Below are 19,199 nucleotides of genomic sequence, written 5' to 3'. Positions count from 1 at the left end.
CGCTTGAAATCGGTCAACTTTCTATTTTAGCCGCTTCAATTGGCCAAATTCAGGCACGGGCTTGATTTGGGCGTTCAATTCTGAACCAGGCCGCGTACATGGCCGGCAGCGCCAGCAAAGTCAGCGCCGTGGCCACGATCAGACCGCCCATGATGGCCACCGCCATCGGGCCCCAGAAAATGCTGCGCGACAGCGGAATCATGGCCAGCACCGCAGCAGCGGCCGTGAGCACGATGGGGCGCAAACGCCGCACCGCCGACTCCACAATGGCCTGCCAGGGCACCACGCCCGCCGCCCGGTCCTGCTCGATTTGGTCGATCAGAATCACCGAGTTGCGCTGGATCATGCCCATGAGCGCGATCACGCCGAGCAAAGCCACAAAGCCAAACGGCCGGTTCAGCACCAGCAAAGCGCCTGCCACCCCGGCCATGCCCAGCGGTCCGGTCAAGAACACCAGCATCGCGCGGCTGAAGCTTTGCAGCTGCAGCATCAGCAAGGTGAAAGTGATGAACAACATGACCGGCACACCCGCCGCAATCGACGCCGAGCCTTTGGCACTTTCCTCCACCGCGCCCGCCACCTCGATGCGGTAGCCGCTCAAGCCCTGGCCCAGCCAGCTGGCTTCGGTCTTTTTCAGTTCTGGCAGCAACTGCGCCGTCACGGTGGCCCCCTGCAAACCTTCGGCGATGTCAGACTGCACCGTGATGGCGAACTGCCGGCCCTCGCGCCACATCACCCCAGGCTCCCAGGCAAACACCGGGGTGGCGATTTGCAGCAGCGGAATCGATTTGCCCGAAGCCGTGGGCACATACGCCTGGGACAGGTCCGACAAGGCATCGCGCTCGGCCAGTGGCTGGCGCAACACGATGTCGATCAGTTTGTCGCCATCGCGGTATTGGCCCACGGTGGAGCCGCTGAGCAAGGTGCGCGAAGCCTGCGCAATCGACTGGCTGGTCACGCCCAAGGCGCGTGCCTTGGCCTGGTCGACTTCGAGCCGCACCGACTTCACCGACTCGTTCCAGTTGTCATTCACGCCGCGCGTGTTGGCGTTTTGGCGCATTTGCGCCTTGATCTCGTCGGCCTTCAGGCGCAGGACCTGAGGGTCCGGCCCGACCACACGAAACTGCACCGGGTAAGGCACGGGCGGGCCGTTGGGCAGCAATTTCACACGCCCACGCACTTCGGGAAACTCCTGCGCCAGCAAGGTCGGCAGCTTGGCCCGCAGCACTTCACGGGTTTTCAGATCATGGGGCAAGACGATCAGCTGCGACACGTTGGTCTGGGGAAAGACCTGGTCCAGTGGCAAATAAAAGCGCGGCACACCCGAGCCCACCCAAGCCGTGACCGACTTCACGCCGTCTTCTTGCGCCAGGCGTTGCTCGACCCGTTTGGCCATGTCTTCGCTGGCCTTGAAGGGCGAGCCCTCGGGCAGCCACAAGTCGACCATGATTTCAGGACGCGAGGAATCGGGGAAGAATTGCTGCTGCACCTTGCCCATGCCCACAATGCCCATCACGAACAAGAACACGGTGATGCCAATCGTCTTCCAGCGGTGCGTCACGCACCAGGTCACCCAGTTGCGAAAGTGCCGGTAAAACGGCGTGTCAAACATCTCGGCCGAATCCAGGTGCTCGGCCGACACGGCATGCGCTGGCGGTTTGAGCAACCAGGCCCCCAGATAGGGCACGAAGTAAACCGAAGCCACCCAGCTGACCAAGAGCGCCACCACCGTGACCGCAAAAATCGCAAAGGTGTACTCGCCCGTCATGGACTTGGCCATGCCAATGGGCAAGAAACCCGCCGCCGTGATCAAGGTGCCCGTGAGCATGGGCATGGCGGTGAGCTCATAGGCAAAGGTGGCGGCACGCACTTTGTCGTAGCCCTCTTCCATCTTGCGCACCATCATCTCCACCGCGATGATGGCGTCGTCCACCAGCAAGCCCAGCGCAATGATGAGTGAGCCCAGCGAAATTTTGTGCAGGCCGATGCCAAAGTAATGCATGGCCAAAAAGGTCACCGCCAGCACCAGCGGGATGGTGATGCCCACCACCAAACCGGGCCGCATGTCCAGCGTCCAGCGCCGCCACAATGGGTGATGGCCCGGACGCTTGTGCAGGCCCAGCGCCAAAAAGCTCACCGCCAGCACGATCACCACCGCCTCAATCAGCACCTTGATGAACTCGTTGACCGAGTTGGACACGGCGCTGGGCTGGTCCTGCACCTGCGTCAGCCTCATGCCCGCAGGCAAATTGGCCTGTGCAGCAGCCACCGCACCCCGCAAGGATTGGCCCAAGGCGATGATGTCGCCGCCCTTGGCCATGGACACGCCCAGCGCAATCACTTCCTGGCCGTCGTGGCGCACCTTCACCGAGGGCGGGTCCATGTAGCCACGCGTCACGGTGGCGATGTCGGACAAACGGATTTGCGCACCTGAAGCGCCGCGAATCGGCATGGCCTGCAGATCGGCCAGACTCTGGAACTGCCCGCCCACACGCACCTGCACCACATCCACCGGTGACTGCAAACTGCCCGCCGACTCGACCGCGTTTTGCTGGTTCAGCTGGGCCAGCACCGCGCCCATGTCCAGGCCCATTTGCGCCAGCTTCTTTTGCGACACCTCGACGAACACCTTTTCGTCCTGGGCACCGAACAGCTCCACTTTGGCCACATCGGGCACGCGCAGCAAATCCTGCCGCAGGCTGTCGGCCTGGGTCTTGAGCTCGGCCGCCGTGAAGCCCTGACCGCTTAAAGCGTAAATGACGCCGTACACATCGCCAAATTCGTCGTTGAAAAACGGGCCCACCACGCCCTGCGGCAAGCTGCCACGCATGTCCCCGATTTTTTTGCGCACCGTGTACCAAACCTGAGGCACATCACCCGGCTTGGAGTTGTCCTTGATCTGGAAAATGATCTGCGCCTCACCCGGCTTGGAATAGCTGCGGATCTTGTCGGCAAAAGGCACTTCCTGCAGGGTGCGCTCGATCTTGTCGGTCACCTGTTCGGCCACTTGCTCGGCGGTGGCCCCCGGCCAGTAGGCCCGCACCACCATGGCGCGGAAGGTGAAGGGCGGGTCTTCGTCCTGCCCCAACTGAAAATAAGACGCCATGCCCAGCACCATGAGCACCACCATCAGGTAGCGGGTGAGGGCCGGGTGCTCCAGCGCCCAGCGCGAGAGGTTGAATCGGGTGTTGTCGGTGCTGCTCATGCGGTCACCGTGGGACTGAAGCAGCGGCAGCGGGGGCAGCGGGCGCAGCCATCGGTGCAGCGCCGTACACCGTGACCTTCTGGCCGGGTGACAAGACATGCACGCCTGCACTCACCACTTTCTGCCCTGGTTTCAGGCCCGCGGTGATGACGACCGCGTTGCCGTCCACCGTGCCGACCTGCACCGCCTGGGTGTTGACGGTCATGCTCGCCTCGTCCAGCACCCAGACCACCGTACCGGCGCCTTCTTGTCGCAGGGCGCTGGTCGGCAGCTTGATCACCGCAGCCTGGCTGCCCGGCAAATCGGCCGCCAGCACATGGACGGTGGCCCCCAATGGCAAGCGCTCGGATGCCTCCAGGGCCAGCTTGACGGCATAGGTGCGCGTCACCGGATCGGCGCTGGCGGCCAGCTCACGGACTTTGCCCTTGAGCGGCTGGCCTGTGCTGGCCAAGATGGCCTGCATGCTTTGCCCTGGCTTGAGGGCCAAAGCGGTTTGCTCGGAAACGGCAAACACCGCGTCACGCGGACCGTCATGCGCCAGGCGCACAACAGGCTGCCCCGCCGACACCACCTGCCCCACCTCGGCCTCGACGCCCGTGATCACGCCGGCGTGGCTGGCGCTCAAGCGGGCATAACCCGCCTGGTTGCCTTGTGCCTGCGCCTGGGCTTTGGCCTGGTTCAGCGCCGCGTCAGCGGCTTTCAGGCTGGCCTCGCGCCGCTCCAGCTCGGCACCGCTGATGAAGTTTTGCGCCTTCAAGGCCTCAAAGCGTTTGTATTCTGCTGCGGCCAAATCGCGCTGGCTTTGCGCCGCGCTCACCTGGGCCTGTGCGGCTTGAGCGGCCAATTGGTAGTCTTGCGCATCGATGCGGGCCAACAACTGGCCAGCCGTCACGCGCTGGCCCAACTCCGCCGGGCGTTCCACCAATTTGCCCGCCACCTGAAACCCCAGGCGCGACTCCACACGCGCACGCACCTCGGCCGAATACTCGCCCGACACGTTCAATTCGCCCGCAGACACCGTGATCAATTTGACTGACCGCAAGGGCTCCAGCGGAGCCTCTTGCTTGGAACATGCTGCCAAAGTTGTCAAAAAAGCTGCGCTCGCGCACAAATGAAAAACTCGCCGCTTGGCGAGTGACCAGGTGATGGGCATGGGGTTTCCGGAAAAAGATAATGACTGACTGGTTAGTAATCTATTCAAAGTCACCGACGGTGTCAAGCGACAATAGGCATTGACCATGCGCCACACCCCCTTATTTTCGAGCGCTCAGCCGAGCGGGCTGAACTCTGCACAAAAAACCATCCTGCAAGGCGTCTCCCGCTCTTTTGGCTTGACCATCCGCCTCTTGCCCCCGGCCCTGCAAGCGCCTGTGGGCATCGGCTACCTGCTGGCCCGCGCCACCGACACCGTGGCCGACACCACTGCCCTGCCCCTGGCCGAGCGGCAGGTCTTGCTGGAACTCATGACATGGGCCATCGCCAAACCCGACACTTCGGCCTCGGACCAACCAGAACTCCAGCGCCTGACCCAGGCCTTTGCCGCGCAACAAACCGACCCACACGAGCGCGCCCTGATGCAAGCCCTGCCCCAATGCCTGCCGCTTTTGCACACCCTGCACCCCGCTGACCAGGCCAGCGTGCGCCAGGTGCTGGGCCACATCACCCGCGGCCAACAGCTGGACATGGCCCGCTTTGGCCCCGGCCTGCACGCTTTGCAGACCGAGGCCGAGCTGAGCGACTACACCTGGCTGGTGGCCGGTTGCGTGGGCGAGTTCTGGACCGAGTTGTGTGGCCGCCACCTGCACGGCTACAGCCTGCTGCCGCAGGCCGAGATGATGCGCATGGGCCGTGCCTACGGCATGGGCCTGCAGCGCCTGAACATCATCCGTGACGCCGGGGCCGACCTGGCCACCGGGCGCTGCTATTGGCCAGAAGAAACCCTGGCGCATGCGGGCCTGACCCCGGAAGTGCTGGCACGAGCTGCCCAAACCGGCGATGCCAACACCCTGCAAGCCTTGGCCCCGCTCTACACCGCCTGGCTGGACCACACCCAAGCGCAACTGGCCGAGGGCATGCGTTATGCCTTGGCCCTCCAACCGCTGCGACTGCGCCTGGCCAGCGCCCTGCCTGCCTTGATCGGTGCGCGCACCATCGCGCTGCTGCGCCAGGCCGGACCTGCCGCACTGACCCAGCGGATCAAAATGCCGCGCCAGGAAATACGCGCCCTGCTGTGGCGCATCGCGCTGGGCTTGGGCACCCGTGCTGTGCTGGACCGGCAATTCCAGAAATTGACCGGCACGCCCCCCGCTTGACATCCCACCTGTCACCCGCCCGGGGGCATTTCTTTCGGTGCGAGAATCCCAGCCCATGAGCCCGCAAGACTACGTCCAGCAAAAAGCCGCCGCCTCGGGCAGCAGTTTCTATTACGCCTTCCTGTTTTTGCCACCCGAGCGCCGTGCCGCCATCACCGCGTTTTATGCGTTTTGCCGTGAAGTGGACGATGTGGTCGACGAAATCAGCGACCCGAGCGTGGCCGCTGCCAAGCTCGGCTGGTGGCAAAAAGAAGTGCTGCAATCCTACGCAGGCCAGCCCACGCACCCGGTCATGCATGCGCTGATGCCGCACACCCAGCCCTTTGGCATCGAGAGCCGCCATCTGCTGGCCGTGATCGAAGGCTGCCAGATGGACCTGAACCAGACCCGCTATCTGGACTTTGCGGGGCTGACGAAATATTGCCACCTGGTGGCCGGTGTGGTGGGCGAAGTCGCTGCCCGCATCTTTGGCCAGACCGACGAGGCCACCACCGCCTATGCGCACAAGCTGGGCCTGGCCTTTCAGATGACCAACATCATCCGCGACGTGGGCGAAGACGCCCTGCGCGGGCGCATCTACCTGCCGCTGGACGAACAGCAACGCTTTGGCGTCAAGGCGCAGGACCTGATGCAGCGCGCGTATTCAGACCACTTCAAAGCACTGATGAAGTTCCAGACCGACCGCGCGCATGCCCTGTACGACGAAGCCCTGGCCCTGCTGCCCGCCGCCGACCGCCGCGCTCAAAAACCCGGCCTCATGATGGCCAGCATCTACCGCACCCTGCTGCGCGAAATTGAAGCCTCGGGCTTTCAGGTGCTGCACCAGCGCATCGCGCTCACACCGCTGCGCAAGCTGTGGCTGGCCTGGAAGATGCAAGCTCTGGGGCGGTTTTGAAACGCCCCACCTGCTCAGCCCCCCGCTCAGCCCTCTGTTGAGTGCGCGCCCCGCCGGCGCACCATGTCCCGCGACATCGCGGTCAGTTGCTCTGCACCGAGTGACCGCTTGGCCTCGGGGTACACCAGATCTTCTTCGGCCAGGATGTGTTCTTTGTAGATGGCCGTAAATGCGTCCATGCTGGCCTGATCCGCATCGCTGAAGGGCGCTCTGTTTTGAGCATCCGAGTGCGCCACCAGCGCCAGTGCCTGGCGCACCTGGCTCCAGAGTTTTTCCATGTCCAGGTGCTCCTGCCGAAGCCGGTCAACCAGCTGATCCAGGCGGTCATTTTGCAAGGCCAGCACCGCCACAAACACATGCCTTTCCTCGTCCAGGTGGTGTTGCGGCGCAGCCAGATCGAAATAGCGCATCACATCCACAGCCGCTGTGGCCGCTTGCGCGTCGCACCCGTTTTTCGCCACATGGTCCCTGAGCCGGGCGAGCAGGTCCAGCATGCGCTCAACCCGCTCATGACACGCCGACAGCATCTCGAACGGGGCTTCAAAGCCCACGCCCGGGGACCTCAGGCCTGGCAAACTGACACCCACGGCAGCGGTGGGTGTCATGCACAGTCTCCCCAGACGCGGGTGAATTGCGACACCTCGGGGCGAGGCTTGAAGGGTTTGCGGGAACTGACCGTCCCCACACTCACACAGCAAATCGCGTGCTCCGAAGCGGCCAAGCCCAAACCGGCACGAAAAGCGGTGGCCTTGAGCGCCTTGCCACTGGTCAGGCCCGAGCCATAACCCATAGCATGGGCCAGCAGCATCAGGTTTTGCACCGCGCAGCCTGCACTCAGCACGCGCTCGTGCATGTCGATCTCGGCAGAGCCCTTGGACTCGTCCACAATGAGCAGCATCAGCAAAGGCGCACGCAACGCCTTGTCGCGGGCTTGTTCCATCTGATCCGGGGATGCACTGGGGTCGCGCTCGATCAAGGCTTGGGCAAACAGATCACCCAGATCCGCCCTTTTGTGCTCGGGCATGATCAAAAACCGCCAGGGGTTGATCAGGTCGTGGTCGGGCGCGGCAGCGGCGGCCTGAAACAGCAGCGCCAGTTCTGCCGCGTCAGGCCCGGGTGCCACCAGGCGCTTGGGCAGCACGGTCTGGCGCGTGGCCATCAGCTGGCTGGCCAGTCGGGTGGCGCTGTCTTTTTCGATATCGCTCATTCAGCTATTTCTCCATGGCCCCACACATCGGGTTCACTCCGAAATGATCTGGCCATCATGCTCCACATACGGTGGAAACGGCCCCGTGCCGCTGTGCGACGACAGCGATGCTGGCACAAAATCGCCCCGCTGCACATCGAACACATGCACCTCGCCCTCTTCGATCACATAGTGCCAGCCGTGCAAGGTCAGGCGCCCGGCTTCGACTTCGCGCCGCACCATGGGGTAGTCCATCAGGCGTTCGAGCTGCAAGACCACCGAACGCTGCTCGGTGCGCAGTAAGGCCTCGGGGCTGGGCCGCACCGGCAGCAGGGCCTCGTCGGCCAGCTTGAGCCAGCTTTGCAAGGCCTTGGCTTCTTCGGGTGCGCCTTCGTAAGCGGTGCGAATGGCACCGCAGTGGCTGTGCCCACACACGATGATGCGCTGCACATGCAGCTGCAGCACCGCGAACTCGATGCCTGCCATGGTGCCGTGCAGCCCGTGCGAGCCATCGAAGGGCGGCACCAGCGCGCCCACATTGCGCACGATGAACAACTCGCCCGGCCCGGTGCCGGTCAAGAGGTAAGGCACCAAGCGCGAATCCGAGCACCCGATGAACAAGGTTTTGGGGTGCTGCCCCTGCGCCACCAGATCCTGAAACCGCTGCTGGTGCAGCGGAAAATAATCCGCATGAAAGCGCTGCAAACGCTGCAGCAGCTCATCGGACGCGTCGGGCAGCGCTGGTTCGTTCATTGCACCAGGGGCGAGGCATCCCCGTCCAGTTCCAGGCCCTCGACCTGCGCCAGGCCGACCAGTCGGCGCATGTACTGCCCCAAGGCGGTGGCGCGTGACTGCCATTGCAGGCGCGCAGCGATCTGCGCCTTCAGCTGTTCAAACGAAGGCAAATGGCCGGGGTTCACTTCGAGCACATCGACGATGTGGAAACCAAAGCGCGTGTGCACCAGACGTGGCCGCAGCCCCGTGCTCTGGCTGGACTCGGCCAGGAAGAACAATTCCTTGGCGAATTCAGGTGCACAGTCCTGAGGCGTGAGCCAGCCCAGATCACCGCCTTGCGCGCCCGATGGGCAGTTGGACAACTCGGCCGCCAATTGCGCAAAGCGCTCGGGCTGCACCGACTTATTGGACAGTTCCAGCAAAGCCGCTTCGGCACGTTGCGCCAGCGCGGGCACGTTCACCCCGGGCGTGACGGCAAACAAAATGTGGCGCACCCGGCGTGCCTGGCCCACGGTGAATTGCGCCTGGTGGGCGTCGTAGTAACGCTGCGCTTCTTCGGGTGTGGGCTGGGGCGAAGCGACCTCGGCCTCCAGCATGCGGTCGATCACCGCCTGATCGTCGGCGCTCAGTTCAGGCGCTGTCAGGCCAGCGTGGCGAGGCAGCATACCCAGCCGGACGGCCTCTTGGCGCAGCAGTTCGGCGTGTGCCCGCTCCAGCAGGTCTTCTGCGGGGAGGCTCTCGCCGGAGGCGAGCAAGGCGATGCCATTGATGGCGGGCGCCACGGCAGGCAGCACATCGCTGGCCTCGTCGGTCTGCGCTGAACCGGCTAACGCGGACATGGCAGCCGCCGTGCGCTCATAAGCCGAAGACGGCGCTGCACTGCCGCAGCCACAAGAGCCGCTGCCGCAAGAACCTGCACCAGATGTGGCGGACTGGTTTTCTGTCAAGGTGTCAAAAGTCATGGTGAAGCCCTGTGTGCAATGGTTTCAAAAATTTCAACACCCGATCAGCCACGGCCGAACGGCGGCCGGGGCGTCATGCCCACACGGCGGCTGCGCACCACCTGGTACGGACGCACCACATAGGCCAGCGTGCCGAAACCACTCCAGACGTGCACCAGCCGCGTGAACGGGAAGATGAAGAAGATGCTCATGCCCAGGAACATGTGGGCCTTGAAGACCCAGCTGGCTTCGGCCAGCAACTCCACCGCACCACCTCGGAAGGTGACGATGCGCTGCGCCCACTCGGCCAGCTTGAGCATCATGCTGCCGTCCAGGTGCTGGGCCGACAGCGGGATGGTGGCCAGGCCCAGCGCAAACTGCGCCCACAGCAAGACCAGCAGCGCGATGTCGCTGGCGCGGCTGTTCACGCGGATGCGCACGTCAAACAGGCGGCGGTGCAAAAGCAGCGTCACGCCGATGAAGCCCAGCACGCCAAACACACCGCCCGAGACCATGGCCAGCAACTGCTTGTCGCCCGCGCTCATGATGTGCTCGTACATGAAATGCGGCGTGAGCATGCCCACGCTGTGCCCACCAAACAAAAACAGCACGCCCACATGGAACAGGTTGCTGCCCCAACGCAACTGGCCTTTGCGCAGCAGTTGCGAGGAATCGCTCTTCCAGCTGTACTGATCGCGGTCAAAGCGGATCAGGCTGCCGAGCAAAAACACGCTCAGCGCGATGTAGGGGTAAATGCCAAAAATGAAATGGTCGAAGTAGTTCATGCTGCAACTCCCCGGGTTTGGGTAGAGGTTTTTCTGACAATGTGGATGGGCTGCACCTCGCCCGGACGGGCCTGGCCGCGTGTGCTGCAGCCATCAAAGGCCTCGGGCTCGCGCCAGCTCTCGTCCAGCGGCTCGTCGGCCACGATCTGCACGGCCTGGGCCTTGTGCCCGGCCAGCTCCAGCACCGCCGCCAACACCACCGCATAGGGGCTTTCGCGTTTGAGCAAAGCGCTGAAGATGGCGTTCAGAATGTGCGCCATCTCGCCCAGAAAGGCCTTGGCCACCTCGGGCGTCTGGGTCGATGCGAACTCCAGCACCACGCACAGATGGTCGGGCAGCTCGTCAGGCGACAAAAACAGGCCCGATTGCGCGTAGGTTTGACTCAAGTCGATCATGGCCGGCCCCCGGTCACGCGAGTCGCCATGCACATGCTCGAACAGGTGCAAGCAGGTGGCGCGGCCCCGGTCAAAGGTTTCCACATAACGCGCCTCGGCGTCCATGGTGTCCAGACGCAGCAGGTGGGATACCAAGGTCTGCAGTTCGGCCTGACGGCCAGCGCTCAAGGCGCCCTCTTCCTTCAGCACGGGCAGCAACTCAGGCAGCTGAGCTCGCAACTCGGTGTCCGGATAAGACAGCAACTGGGACAGCACGCGCAATGAATATCGGTTGTTCTTCATGAAAGACCTCGCTTCAAACGACGGGCTGGATGGGGATGGTGCGACGCTTGTCGCCACCGAACAGGCTGACCTCGGACTGGCCGTCCGAGCAACCGTTGCCAAACGAGAAGCCGCAGCCGCCGCGCATGTCAAAGGTGTTCTCGGCGTATTCCCGGTGCGAGCTGGGAATCACGAAACGGTCTTCGTAATTGGCAATCGCCATGACGTGGTACATCTCTTCGACTTGGGCCACCGTCAGGCCGGTTTGCTCCAGCACCGCCAGGTTGTCCACGCCGTCCACATGCTTGCTGCGCTGGTAGGTGCGCATGGCCAGCATGCGCTCCAGGGCCCGGGTCACGGGTGCGGTGTCACCCGCGGTGAGCAAGTTGGCCAGGTACTGCACCGGAATGCGCATTTGCGACACATCGGGCAGCTCGCCGTTCATGCCCACATGGCCTGCATTGGCGGCCGCCGTGATGGGCGACAGCGGTGGCACATACCAGACCATGGGCAGCGTGCGGTACTCGGGATGCAGCGGCAAGGCTACTTTCCAGTCGATCGCCATTTTGTAGACGGGGCTGTTGCGTGCGCCTTCCAGCCAGGCTTCGGGAATGCCGTCCAGACGGGCCTGCTCGATCACCTTCGGGTCGTGCGGGTTCAGGAAAATGTCCAGCTGCGCCTGGTACAGGTCTTTCTCGTTTTCGGTGCTGGCCGCTTCGGCGATGCGGTCGGCGTCGTACAGCACCACACCCAGGTAACGGATGCGGCCCACACAGGTTTCCGAGCACACGGTGGGCTGACCGGCTTCAATGCGGGGGTAGCAGAAGATGCATTTTTCAGCCTTGCCGCTTTGCCAGTTGTAGTAAATCTTTTTGTAGGGGCAGCCGCTCACGCACATGCGCCAGCCGCGGCACTTGTCCTGGTCGATCAGCACAATGCCGTCGTCTTCGCGCTTGTAGATCGAGCCCGAAGGGCAAGACGCCACACACGCCGGATTCAGGCAGTGCTCGCACAGGCGGGGCAAATACATCATGAAGGTGTTCTCAAACTGGCCCACCATGTCTTTTTGCACCTGGTCAAAGTTGGCCAGGTTAGCGTCCTTGCTGCGTTTGCTGAACTCGCCGCCCAGGATTTCTTCCCAGTTGGGGCCCCACTCGATCTTTTGCATGCGCTGGCCGGTGATCAGGCTGCGCGGGCGCGCCGTGGGCGTGGCCTTGGACTCGGGCGCGCCTTGCAGGTGCTCGTAGTCGTAGGTGAAGGGCTCGTAATAGTCGTCGATCTGCGGCATGTTGGGATTTGAAAAAATCCGCATCAGCAGTTTCCACTTGCCCCCCTGCTTGGGCTCGATCGAGCCATCGGCCTTGCGGGTCCAGCCGCCGTTCCACTTGTCCTGGTTTTCCCAGTCCTTGGGGTAGCCAATGCCGGGCTTGGTTTCCACGTTGTTGAACCAGGCGTATTCCACGCCGGGTCGGCTGGTCCAGACGTTTTTGCAGGTGACCGAACAGGTGTGGCAACCGATGCATTTGTCCAGGTTCAGCACCATCGCAATTTGTGCACGAATTTTCATGTGTTTCTCCTTCAGGCCTGAACCGTGGCGGCGGCTTCACCGTCGAGCCAGTCGATGGTGCGCATCTTGCGCACCACCACAAACTCGTCGCGGTTGGTGCCAATGGTTCCGTAATAGTTGAAGCCGTAGCTGAACTGGGCGTAGCCCCCGATCATGTGGGTCGGCTTGGTCACGATGCGGGTGACCGAGTTGTGGATGCCGCCCCGAATGCCGGTGATCTCCGAGCCGGGCGTGTTGATGGTTTTTTCCTGCGCGTGGTACATCATCACCATGCCGGGATTGACCCGCTGGCTGACCACGGCACGCGCCGCGATCGCGCCGTTGCTGTTGAACAGCTCGACCCAGTCGTTGTCCACGATGCCCGCACTTTTGGCGTCGTCTTCGCTCAGCCAGATCACCGGGCCACCCCGGTTGAGCGTGAGCATGTGCAGGTTGTCGCTGTAGGTGCTGTGGATGCCCCACTTCTGGTGCGGCGTGATGAAGTTGAGCGAGATTTCCTTATTGCCGTTGGGCTTGCGGTCGATCATCTCGTCCACGGTTTTCAAGTCCACAGGTGGGCGGTAGCTGGTCATGCCCTCGCCAAAGGCCAGCATCCAGGGGTGGTCCAGGTAAAACTGCTGACGCCCCGTGAGCGTGCGCCACGGGATGTACTCGTGCACGTTGGTGTAACCGGCGTTGTACGAGACCTTCTCGCTCTCCAGACCCGACCAGGTGGGCGAGCTGATGATCTTGCGCGGCTGGGCCTGGATGTCGCGGAAGCGGATTTTTTCGTCTTCGCGGTGCAAAGCCAAGTGGGTGTGGTCGCGCCCGGTGATCTTGGAGAGTGCCTCCCAGGCCTTGACGGCCACATGGCCGTTGGTCTCGGGGGCCAGCTGCAGCACCACCTCGCAGGCGTCGATGTCGGTGTTGATGCTGGGCATGCCTTGGGTCACCCCTTCTGCGCGCACCTTGCCGTTGAGCTCACCAAGCTGGTGCACCTCGTCGGCGGTGTTCCAGCCAATGCCCTTGCCGCCATTGCCCACTTTTTCCATCAAGGGGCCCAGGGCCGTGAAGCGTTTGTAGGTGTTGGGGTAGTCGCGCACGATCACCGCGATTTGCGGCGCGGTCTTGCCGGGGATCAGCTCGCACTCGCCTTTTTTCCACTCTTTCACATCAAAGGCCTGGGCCAGCTCGGCGGGCGTATCGTGCATCAGCGGCGTGAGCATCAGCTCTTTTTCCACGCCCAGATGGCCCACACAGACCTCGCTGAAGGCTTTGGCAAAACCCTTGTAGATCTCCCAGTCGCTCTTGCTTTGCCAGGCCGGGTCCACCGCGGTGGACAGCGGGTGGATGAAGGGGTGCATGTCGCTGGTGTTGAGGTCGTTCTTCTCGTACCAGGTGGCGGTGGGCAGCACGATGTCCGAATACAGGCAGGTCGTGCTCATGCGGAAATCCAGCGTCACCAAGAGGTCCAGCTTGCCTTCCGGGGCTTTGTCGTGCCAGGTCACTTCGGTCGGCTTGGCGTCTTCGGCCCCCAGGTCCTTGCCCTGCACGCCGTGGGAGGTGCCCAGCAGGTGCTTGAGGAAATACTCGTGCCCTTTGCCCGAAGACCCCAGGATGTTGGAGCGCCAGACAAACATGTTGCGCGGCCAGTTGAGCGGGTGGTCCGGGTCTTCGCAGCTCATCTTGAGGCTGCCGTCCTTCAGGGCTTTGACCGCGTAGTCCTTGGGGTCCATGCCCTGTGCCTGCGCGTCCTTGACGACCTGCATCGGGTTGGTCTGCAACTGCGGCGCACTGGGCAGCCAGCCCATGCGCTCGGCGCGCACGTTGTAGTCGATCATGCTGCCGCCAAACTGGGACTTGTCGGCCAGCGGCGAAAGGATCTCTTCCACGCCCAGCCGCTCGTAGCGCCACTGGTCGGTGTGCGCATAAAAGAAGCTGGTGCTGTTCATCTGGCGAGGTGGGCGCACCCAGTCCAGGGCAAAAGCCAGCGCGGTCCAGCCGGTCTGGGGACGCAGCTTTTCCTGGCCCACATAGTGCGCCCAGCCGCCGCCGCTTTGGCCAATGCAACCGCACATCATCAGCATGTTGATGATGCCGCGGTAGTTCATGTCGCTGTGGTACCAGTGGTTCATGGCCGCGCCGATGATGACCATGGACTTGCCACGGGTCTTGTCGGCATTGTCGGCAAACTGGCGGGCCACGGCGATCACCTGGTCGCGCTTGACGCCGGTGATCTTTTCCTGCCAGGCAGGGGTGTAGGGGGTGTCGTGGTCGTAGCTGGTGGCGGCATTCTCGCCGGGCAGGCCCCGGGCCACGCCGTAGTTGGCAGCCGTCAGATCAAACACCGTGGCCACCAGGGCGTAGCGCTCTTCACCGGCCTTGCCCAGCTTGATGCGGCGCACCGGCACATGCCGCACCAACACGTCGTCCACCGCACTGGCTTGCTTGTTGGCATTGAAGTTGGGGGTGTCGATGCCGCCGAAATACGGGAAGGCCACCTCGCCCACTTCGTAGTCGCTGCCACCTCCTTCTCCATTTCCCTCCATCAGGCTCAGCTTGAGCTTGACTTCGCTGTCTCCTCGCGCCTCTTTGTTTTCCAGATTCCATTTGCCCGCATCGCTGCGGCCTTCAGCACCCCAGCGGAAACCTATCGAGCCGTTGGGCAAGACCACACGGTCGTTCTGGTCCAGCGCCACGGTTTTCCACTCGGGGTTGTTGTCCTGACCCAGCTTGCCGTTGAAGTCGCTGGCGCGCAGGTAGCGGCCGGGTACCGTGACCTTGCGGCCATCGGGCAAGGTGCGCTCTTCGAGCTGCACCAGGTTGGGCATGTCGGTGTAGCGGCGCACGTAGTCGTCAAAGTAGGCGCTGCGTTTGTCGAAGTAAAACTCTTTGAGGATCACATGGCCCATGGCCATGGCAATGGCCGCGTCGGTGCCCTGCTTGGGGTGCATCCACAGATCGGCCAGCTTGCTGATCTCGGCATAGTCGGGCGTGATGGCCACGGTCTTGGCCCCCTTGTAACGCACCTCGGTGAAGAAGTGCGCATCGGGCGTGCGCGTTTGCGGCACGTTGGAGCCCCAGGCGATGATGTAGGTCGAGTTGTACCAATCGGCCGATTCGGGCACATCGGTCTGCTCACCCCAGATTTGCGGGCTGGCGGGCGGCAGGTCGCAGTACCAGTCGTAAAAGCTCATGCACACGCCGCCAATCAGCGACAGGTAACGGCTGCCTGCGGCATAGCTGACCATGGACATGGCCGGGATCGGCGAGAAGCCGATGATGCGGTCCGGGCCGTATTGCTTGGCGGTGTAGACGTTGGCGCTGGCAATGATCTGGTTGACTTCGTCCCAGGTGCTGCGCACAAAGCCGCCCAGGCCGCGCTGCTGCTGCCACTCGCGGCGAGCCTCTTCGTTTTGCACGATGCTGGCCCAGGCGTCCACCGGGCTCTTGGCCACGGCCAGCGCGGCACGCCAGTGCTTGAGCAGGCGGGCGCGGATCATGGGGTATTTGACGCGGTTGGCGCTGTACAGGTACCACGAATACGAGGCACCACGCGCGCAGCCGCGCGGCTCGTGGTTGGGCAAATCGGCGCGGGTGCGGGGGTAATCGGTTTGCTGGGTTTCCCAGGTGACGATGCCGCCCTTGACGTAAATCTTCCACGAGCACGAACCGGTGCAGTTCACGCCGTGCGTGCTGCGCACGATCTTGTCGTGCGCCCAGCGGTCACGGTAAGCGTCTTCCCAGGTGCGGTCTTCGCCGGTGGTCACACCGTGCCCGCCCGAGAAAGGCTCCTTGGGGTTTGAAAAGTAATTCAGTCGGTCCAGAAAATGGCTCATCTTTTTCTCCAATTCAGCGGGGCGGGTTCTGCCCCTTTTCAAAAACTTTCGGGCAAGGTTCAGGGGTTGCGGATCTCGGCGCCCGCGCGCAGGTAAAACCACCAGTTGAGCAAGAGGCACAGGGCGTAAAACACCGCAAAGCCGTACATCGCCACCTCGGGTGTGCCGGCCTTGATCTGCTGACCAATCACCACCGGGGCGATGAAGGCCCCGTAGGCGGCCACGGCCGAAGTCCAGCCCAGCACGGGGCCGGCCTGCTGGCGGTCAAAGATCACGGCGATGCTGCGGAAGGTCGAACCATTGCCGATGCCGCTGGCGGTGAACAACAAGACAAACAGCAGCATGAACACCAGGAAATACTGCTCGGGCATGGCCGACTGGTAGGCCAGCCACATGACATAACCCACCGCGCCCGAGGCCACCACCATCACCGCCGAAATCCATTGCGTGACGATGGAGCCACCGGTCTTGTCCGACAGCCAGCCACCGATGGGCCGCACCAGCGCACCCACAAAGGGGCCGATCCAGGCGTAGGTCAGGGCCGAAGGCGCATTGGGGTTTTTGAGCGTGTGCTGCAGCACACCACTGGCATCGGGCACATGGCTGATGCCGAAGATCACCGTGATCGACAGCGGCAAGGCCATCGAAAAGCCAATGAAGCTGCCGAAGGTGACGATGTAGAGCACCGTCATGGCCCAGGTGTGCTTATTCTTGAAGATCGAGAACTGGGCCGCGATGTTGTCCTTCATGGTGCCAAATGCGGTGAGCTTCATCACCATCAAGGTGCTCACAATAATGAGCGGCATGGCCAGCCACATGTTGAGCACGCCCAGGCCGCTGGGTGCAGGAAGGTACAAATACAGACCGATCCCGGCGGGCACAAACGACAGGGTGTACAGCCAGATGATCTTCAAAAAGGCAGGGATGGTGCCGCCGATGTTGGGCGACACCGTGGTCAGGTTGTTCATGCCGAAAAAGCAGATCACCGACAAAGGCACCAGCAACAGCAGCCAGGCAAAGCCCGCGTTTTGCACCCAGGTGGGCGTGCCTGCGGCGATCTTGCCGAAGATCCAGCCGCTGTCTTTCACCAGCGTCATGGGCTCACCGCCCAGGCCGCCAAACAGGCTCACGGTCATGACCAGCGGGATGACGATCTGCATGGTCGTCACGCCAAAATTGCCCAGACCCGCATTCAGACCCAGCGCCGTGCCCTGCAAACGCTTGGGGAAAAAGGTGCCAATGTTGGACATGGAGCTGGCGAAATTGCCGCCACCCACGCCCGACCACAATGCCATGAGCTGGAACACCCACAAGGGCCACTCGGGGTGCTGCAAGGCGATGCCCGTGCCCATGGCCGGGGCCAGCAGCATGGCCGTCGTCAGAAAAATCGTGTTGCGCCCGCCAGACAGGCGGATCAGGAACGAGGCCGGGATGCGCATGGTCGCCCCCGCCAGGCCCGAGATGGCCGTGAGGCTGAACAGTTCGGCCTGGCTGAACGGAAAGCCCAGGTTGAGCATCTGCACGGTGATGATGCCCCACATGCCCCAGATGGCGAAGCCACACAAGAGCGCAGGCACCGAGATCCAGAGGTTACGGTAAGCGATGCGCTTGCCGGTGCTTTCCCAGAACTGTTCGTCTTCGGGACGCCAGTCGTTGATGTCGGTCGAACGGCCTGCAGTGGGGGTTAAACGGGTATTCATGTTGTGTTTCCTTCGCTGGGGTTCAGGCACGCAAGCCGGGTTGCGTGATGTCGGCCGGGGCTTGCCCCATGACGTCGGTCTGGCGCACCTCGGTCCAGTACATCCAGATGAGCGAGACCCAGACCACGCCGTACATCAGCATGAAGGCGCTGCTGCGCACGCCGGTCAGGTCCACCAGCGCGCCGAACATGATGGGCAGCACAAAGCCGCCCAGGCCGCCGGCCAGACCCACGATGCCGCTGATGGCACCGATGTTGCCGGGGTAGTCGTTGGCGATGTACTTGAAGACACTGGCCTTGCCGAAGGCAAACGCAATGCCCAGGATGAACATCAAACCGGTGAAGGCGTAGACGTTCAGCCCGATCACAAAGGTCTTGGGACCGGTGACGGTGGCGATGGTGAATTCGGTTTGTGGGTAGGACAGCAGGAACAGGCAGATCCAGCTGACCCACAGCACCCACCAGGTGACGCTGTGTGCGCCGTATTTGTCACTGAGCACCCCCCCCACGGCACGCAACACGCCACCGGGCAGCGAAAAGCACGCGGCCAGCAAGGCCGCCACGCGGATGTCCAGCCCGTATTCACCGATGTAGTACTGCACCATCCACAGGGCCAGCGCCACATAACCGCCAAACACGATGCTGTAGTACTGGCAGTACTTGAGCACGCGGGGGTCTTTCAGGCTTTTGAGTTGCGCCATGAACGACACCTGGCTGGGCACCAGATGCGCCGGGTCACTGTGGCTGAACAGCCAGAACAGCACCACCGTGCCCGCCATGATGGCCGCATACACCTGCGGCACCGCCGCCCAGCCAAAGGCCACCAGGATGACCGGCGCCACAAACTTGTTGACGGCCGAGCCCGAGTTGCCCGCACCGTAAACACCCATGGCCATGCCCTGCTGCTTTTTGGGAAACCAGCGCGCCACATATGGGGTGCCCACCGAAAACGAGCCCCCAGCCAAGCCCACAAACAGGCCAATCACCAGAAAATGCCAGTAAGCGGTGGCATGGGACATGAACCAGATGGCAGGCACCGTGATCGCCATCAGCACCGTCATCACGATGCGCCCTCCGTAGCGGTCGGTCCAGATGCCCAAGGGCACCCGCACCAGCGAACCGGTCAGCACCGGCATGGCCATCAAGAGGCCAAACTGGGTGGCGTTGAGGTCCAGCATTTTCTTGATCGGCACCCCGATCACGCCAAACATCATCCACACCATGAAACACACCGTGAAGGCCAGGGTGCTGACGATCAACACCGACCAGGCTTTGCGCTGCTGCACCAATTCACTCGCCATTTTGATTCTCCAAACGCATGCAAGGAGTGTGGTTTTGGCGCGCAGCTTTGTGTATCCATCTGAAGGTTATCTATCCCCCAAGCAAAAGGAGGATGAAGC

At 62.8% G+C, this 19,199-nt stretch carries 14 protein-coding genes; 2 read left to right on the top strand and 12 right to left on the bottom strand.

The features are described from left to right. Positions 1-49: 49 nt before the first annotated feature. Both ACZ5RT_RS09385 and ACZ5RT_RS09380 read right to left on the bottom strand, forming a co-directional pair. Entirely contained in the window at positions 50-3,205 is a 3,156-nt protein-coding gene (locus tag ACZ5RT_RS09385; RefSeq protein ID WP_464452283.1) for an efflux RND transporter permease subunit, read from the bottom strand. Positions 3,206-3,209: 4 nt separating this feature from the next. Then, positions 3,210-4,358 carry an efflux RND transporter periplasmic adaptor subunit gene (locus ACZ5RT_RS09380; RefSeq protein ID WP_464452282.1) on the bottom strand — a complete coding sequence of 383 codons (1,149 nt, stop codon included), beginning with the start codon at positions 4,356-4,358 and terminating at the stop codon, positions 3,210-3,212. Positions 4,359-4,443: 85 nt separating this feature from the next. Here ACZ5RT_RS09380 and ACZ5RT_RS09375 point away from each other — a divergent pair, with 85 nt between their 5' ends. Both ACZ5RT_RS09375 and hpnD read left to right on the top strand, forming a co-directional pair. Beyond that, positions 4,444-5,517: a phytoene/squalene synthase family protein gene (locus ACZ5RT_RS09375; RefSeq protein WP_464452281.1), complete on the top strand. Its 1,074-nt coding sequence runs from the start codon at positions 4,444-4,446 to the stop codon at positions 5,515-5,517. A 55-nt stretch (positions 5,518-5,572) separates the two neighbouring features. Next, positions 5,573-6,412, top strand: a complete 840-nt coding sequence (gene hpnD, locus ACZ5RT_RS09370) for a presqualene diphosphate synthase HpnD (protein WP_464452280.1) — start codon at positions 5,573-5,575, stop codon at positions 6,410-6,412. A gap of 26 nt (positions 6,413-6,438) precedes the next feature. Here the strand turns inward: hpnD and ACZ5RT_RS09365 are convergent, their stop codons facing one another. From ACZ5RT_RS09365 to ACZ5RT_RS09320, 10 genes are read right to left on the bottom strand one after another with little or no spacing between them, the layout of a single operon-like run. Beyond that, a complete protein-coding gene (locus ACZ5RT_RS09365) occupies positions 6,439-7,017 on the bottom strand; it encodes a hemerythrin domain-containing protein (protein ID WP_464452279.1) in 579 nt (192 codons plus the stop codon). Continuing rightward, a complete protein-coding gene (locus ACZ5RT_RS09360) occupies positions 7,014-7,619 on the bottom strand; it encodes a nitroreductase family protein (RefSeq protein ID WP_464452278.1) in 606 nt (201 codons plus the stop codon). The genes ACZ5RT_RS09365 and ACZ5RT_RS09360 overlap by 4 nt, the downstream gene beginning before the upstream one ends. A gap of 33 nt (positions 7,620-7,652) precedes the next feature. Further along, positions 7,653-8,351 (bottom strand): carbonic anhydrase, encoded by a 699-nt coding sequence (locus tag ACZ5RT_RS09355; protein WP_422171479.1) that lies wholly within the window; start codon positions 8,349-8,351, stop codon positions 7,653-7,655. Next, positions 8,348-9,295: a peptidylprolyl isomerase gene (locus tag ACZ5RT_RS09350; protein ID WP_464452277.1), complete on the bottom strand. Its 948-nt coding sequence runs from the start codon at positions 9,293-9,295 to the stop codon at positions 8,348-8,350. Before ACZ5RT_RS09350 ends, ACZ5RT_RS09355 begins: the two co-directional genes overlap by 4 nt. Before the next feature lie 44 nt (positions 9,296-9,339). Then, positions 9,340-10,059, bottom strand: coding sequence for a respiratory nitrate reductase subunit gamma (gene narI, locus ACZ5RT_RS09345; protein ID WP_416560992.1), 720 nt, complete (start codon positions 10,057-10,059; stop codon positions 9,340-9,342). Then, positions 10,056-10,736: a nitrate reductase molybdenum cofactor assembly chaperone gene (gene narJ / locus ACZ5RT_RS09340; RefSeq protein ID WP_464452276.1), complete on the bottom strand. Its 681-nt coding sequence runs from the start codon at positions 10,734-10,736 to the stop codon at positions 10,056-10,058. The genes narI and narJ overlap by 4 nt, the downstream gene beginning before the upstream one ends. 13 nt (positions 10,737-10,749) lie before the next feature. Beyond that, on the bottom strand, positions 10,750-12,282 hold the full coding sequence (gene narH / locus ACZ5RT_RS09335; protein WP_416560990.1) for a nitrate reductase subunit beta: 1,533 nt from the start codon (positions 12,280-12,282) through the stop codon (positions 10,750-10,752). 11 nt (positions 12,283-12,293) lie between these two features. Further along, positions 12,294-16,100, bottom strand: a complete 3,807-nt coding sequence (locus ACZ5RT_RS09330) for a nitrate reductase subunit alpha (protein ID WP_464452275.1) — start codon at positions 16,098-16,100, stop codon at positions 12,294-12,296. A gap of 59 nt (positions 16,101-16,159) precedes the next feature. Further along, positions 16,160-17,800 (bottom strand): MFS transporter, encoded by a 1,641-nt coding sequence (locus ACZ5RT_RS09325; RefSeq protein ID WP_464452274.1) that lies wholly within the window; start codon positions 17,798-17,800, stop codon positions 16,160-16,162. A gap of 22 nt (positions 17,801-17,822) precedes the next feature. Continuing rightward, complete coding sequence (locus tag ACZ5RT_RS09320) at positions 17,823-19,100, bottom strand: MFS transporter (protein WP_422169825.1); 1,278 nt, start codon at positions 19,098-19,100, stop codon at positions 17,823-17,825. Positions 19,101-19,199 lie beyond the last annotated feature (99 nt).

It is taken from the genome of Limnohabitans sp. TEGF003 (genome assembly GCF_055395455.1).
Note: the sequence above shows the minus strand (reverse complement) of the source record. Positions and strands in the feature narration are given on the sequence as shown.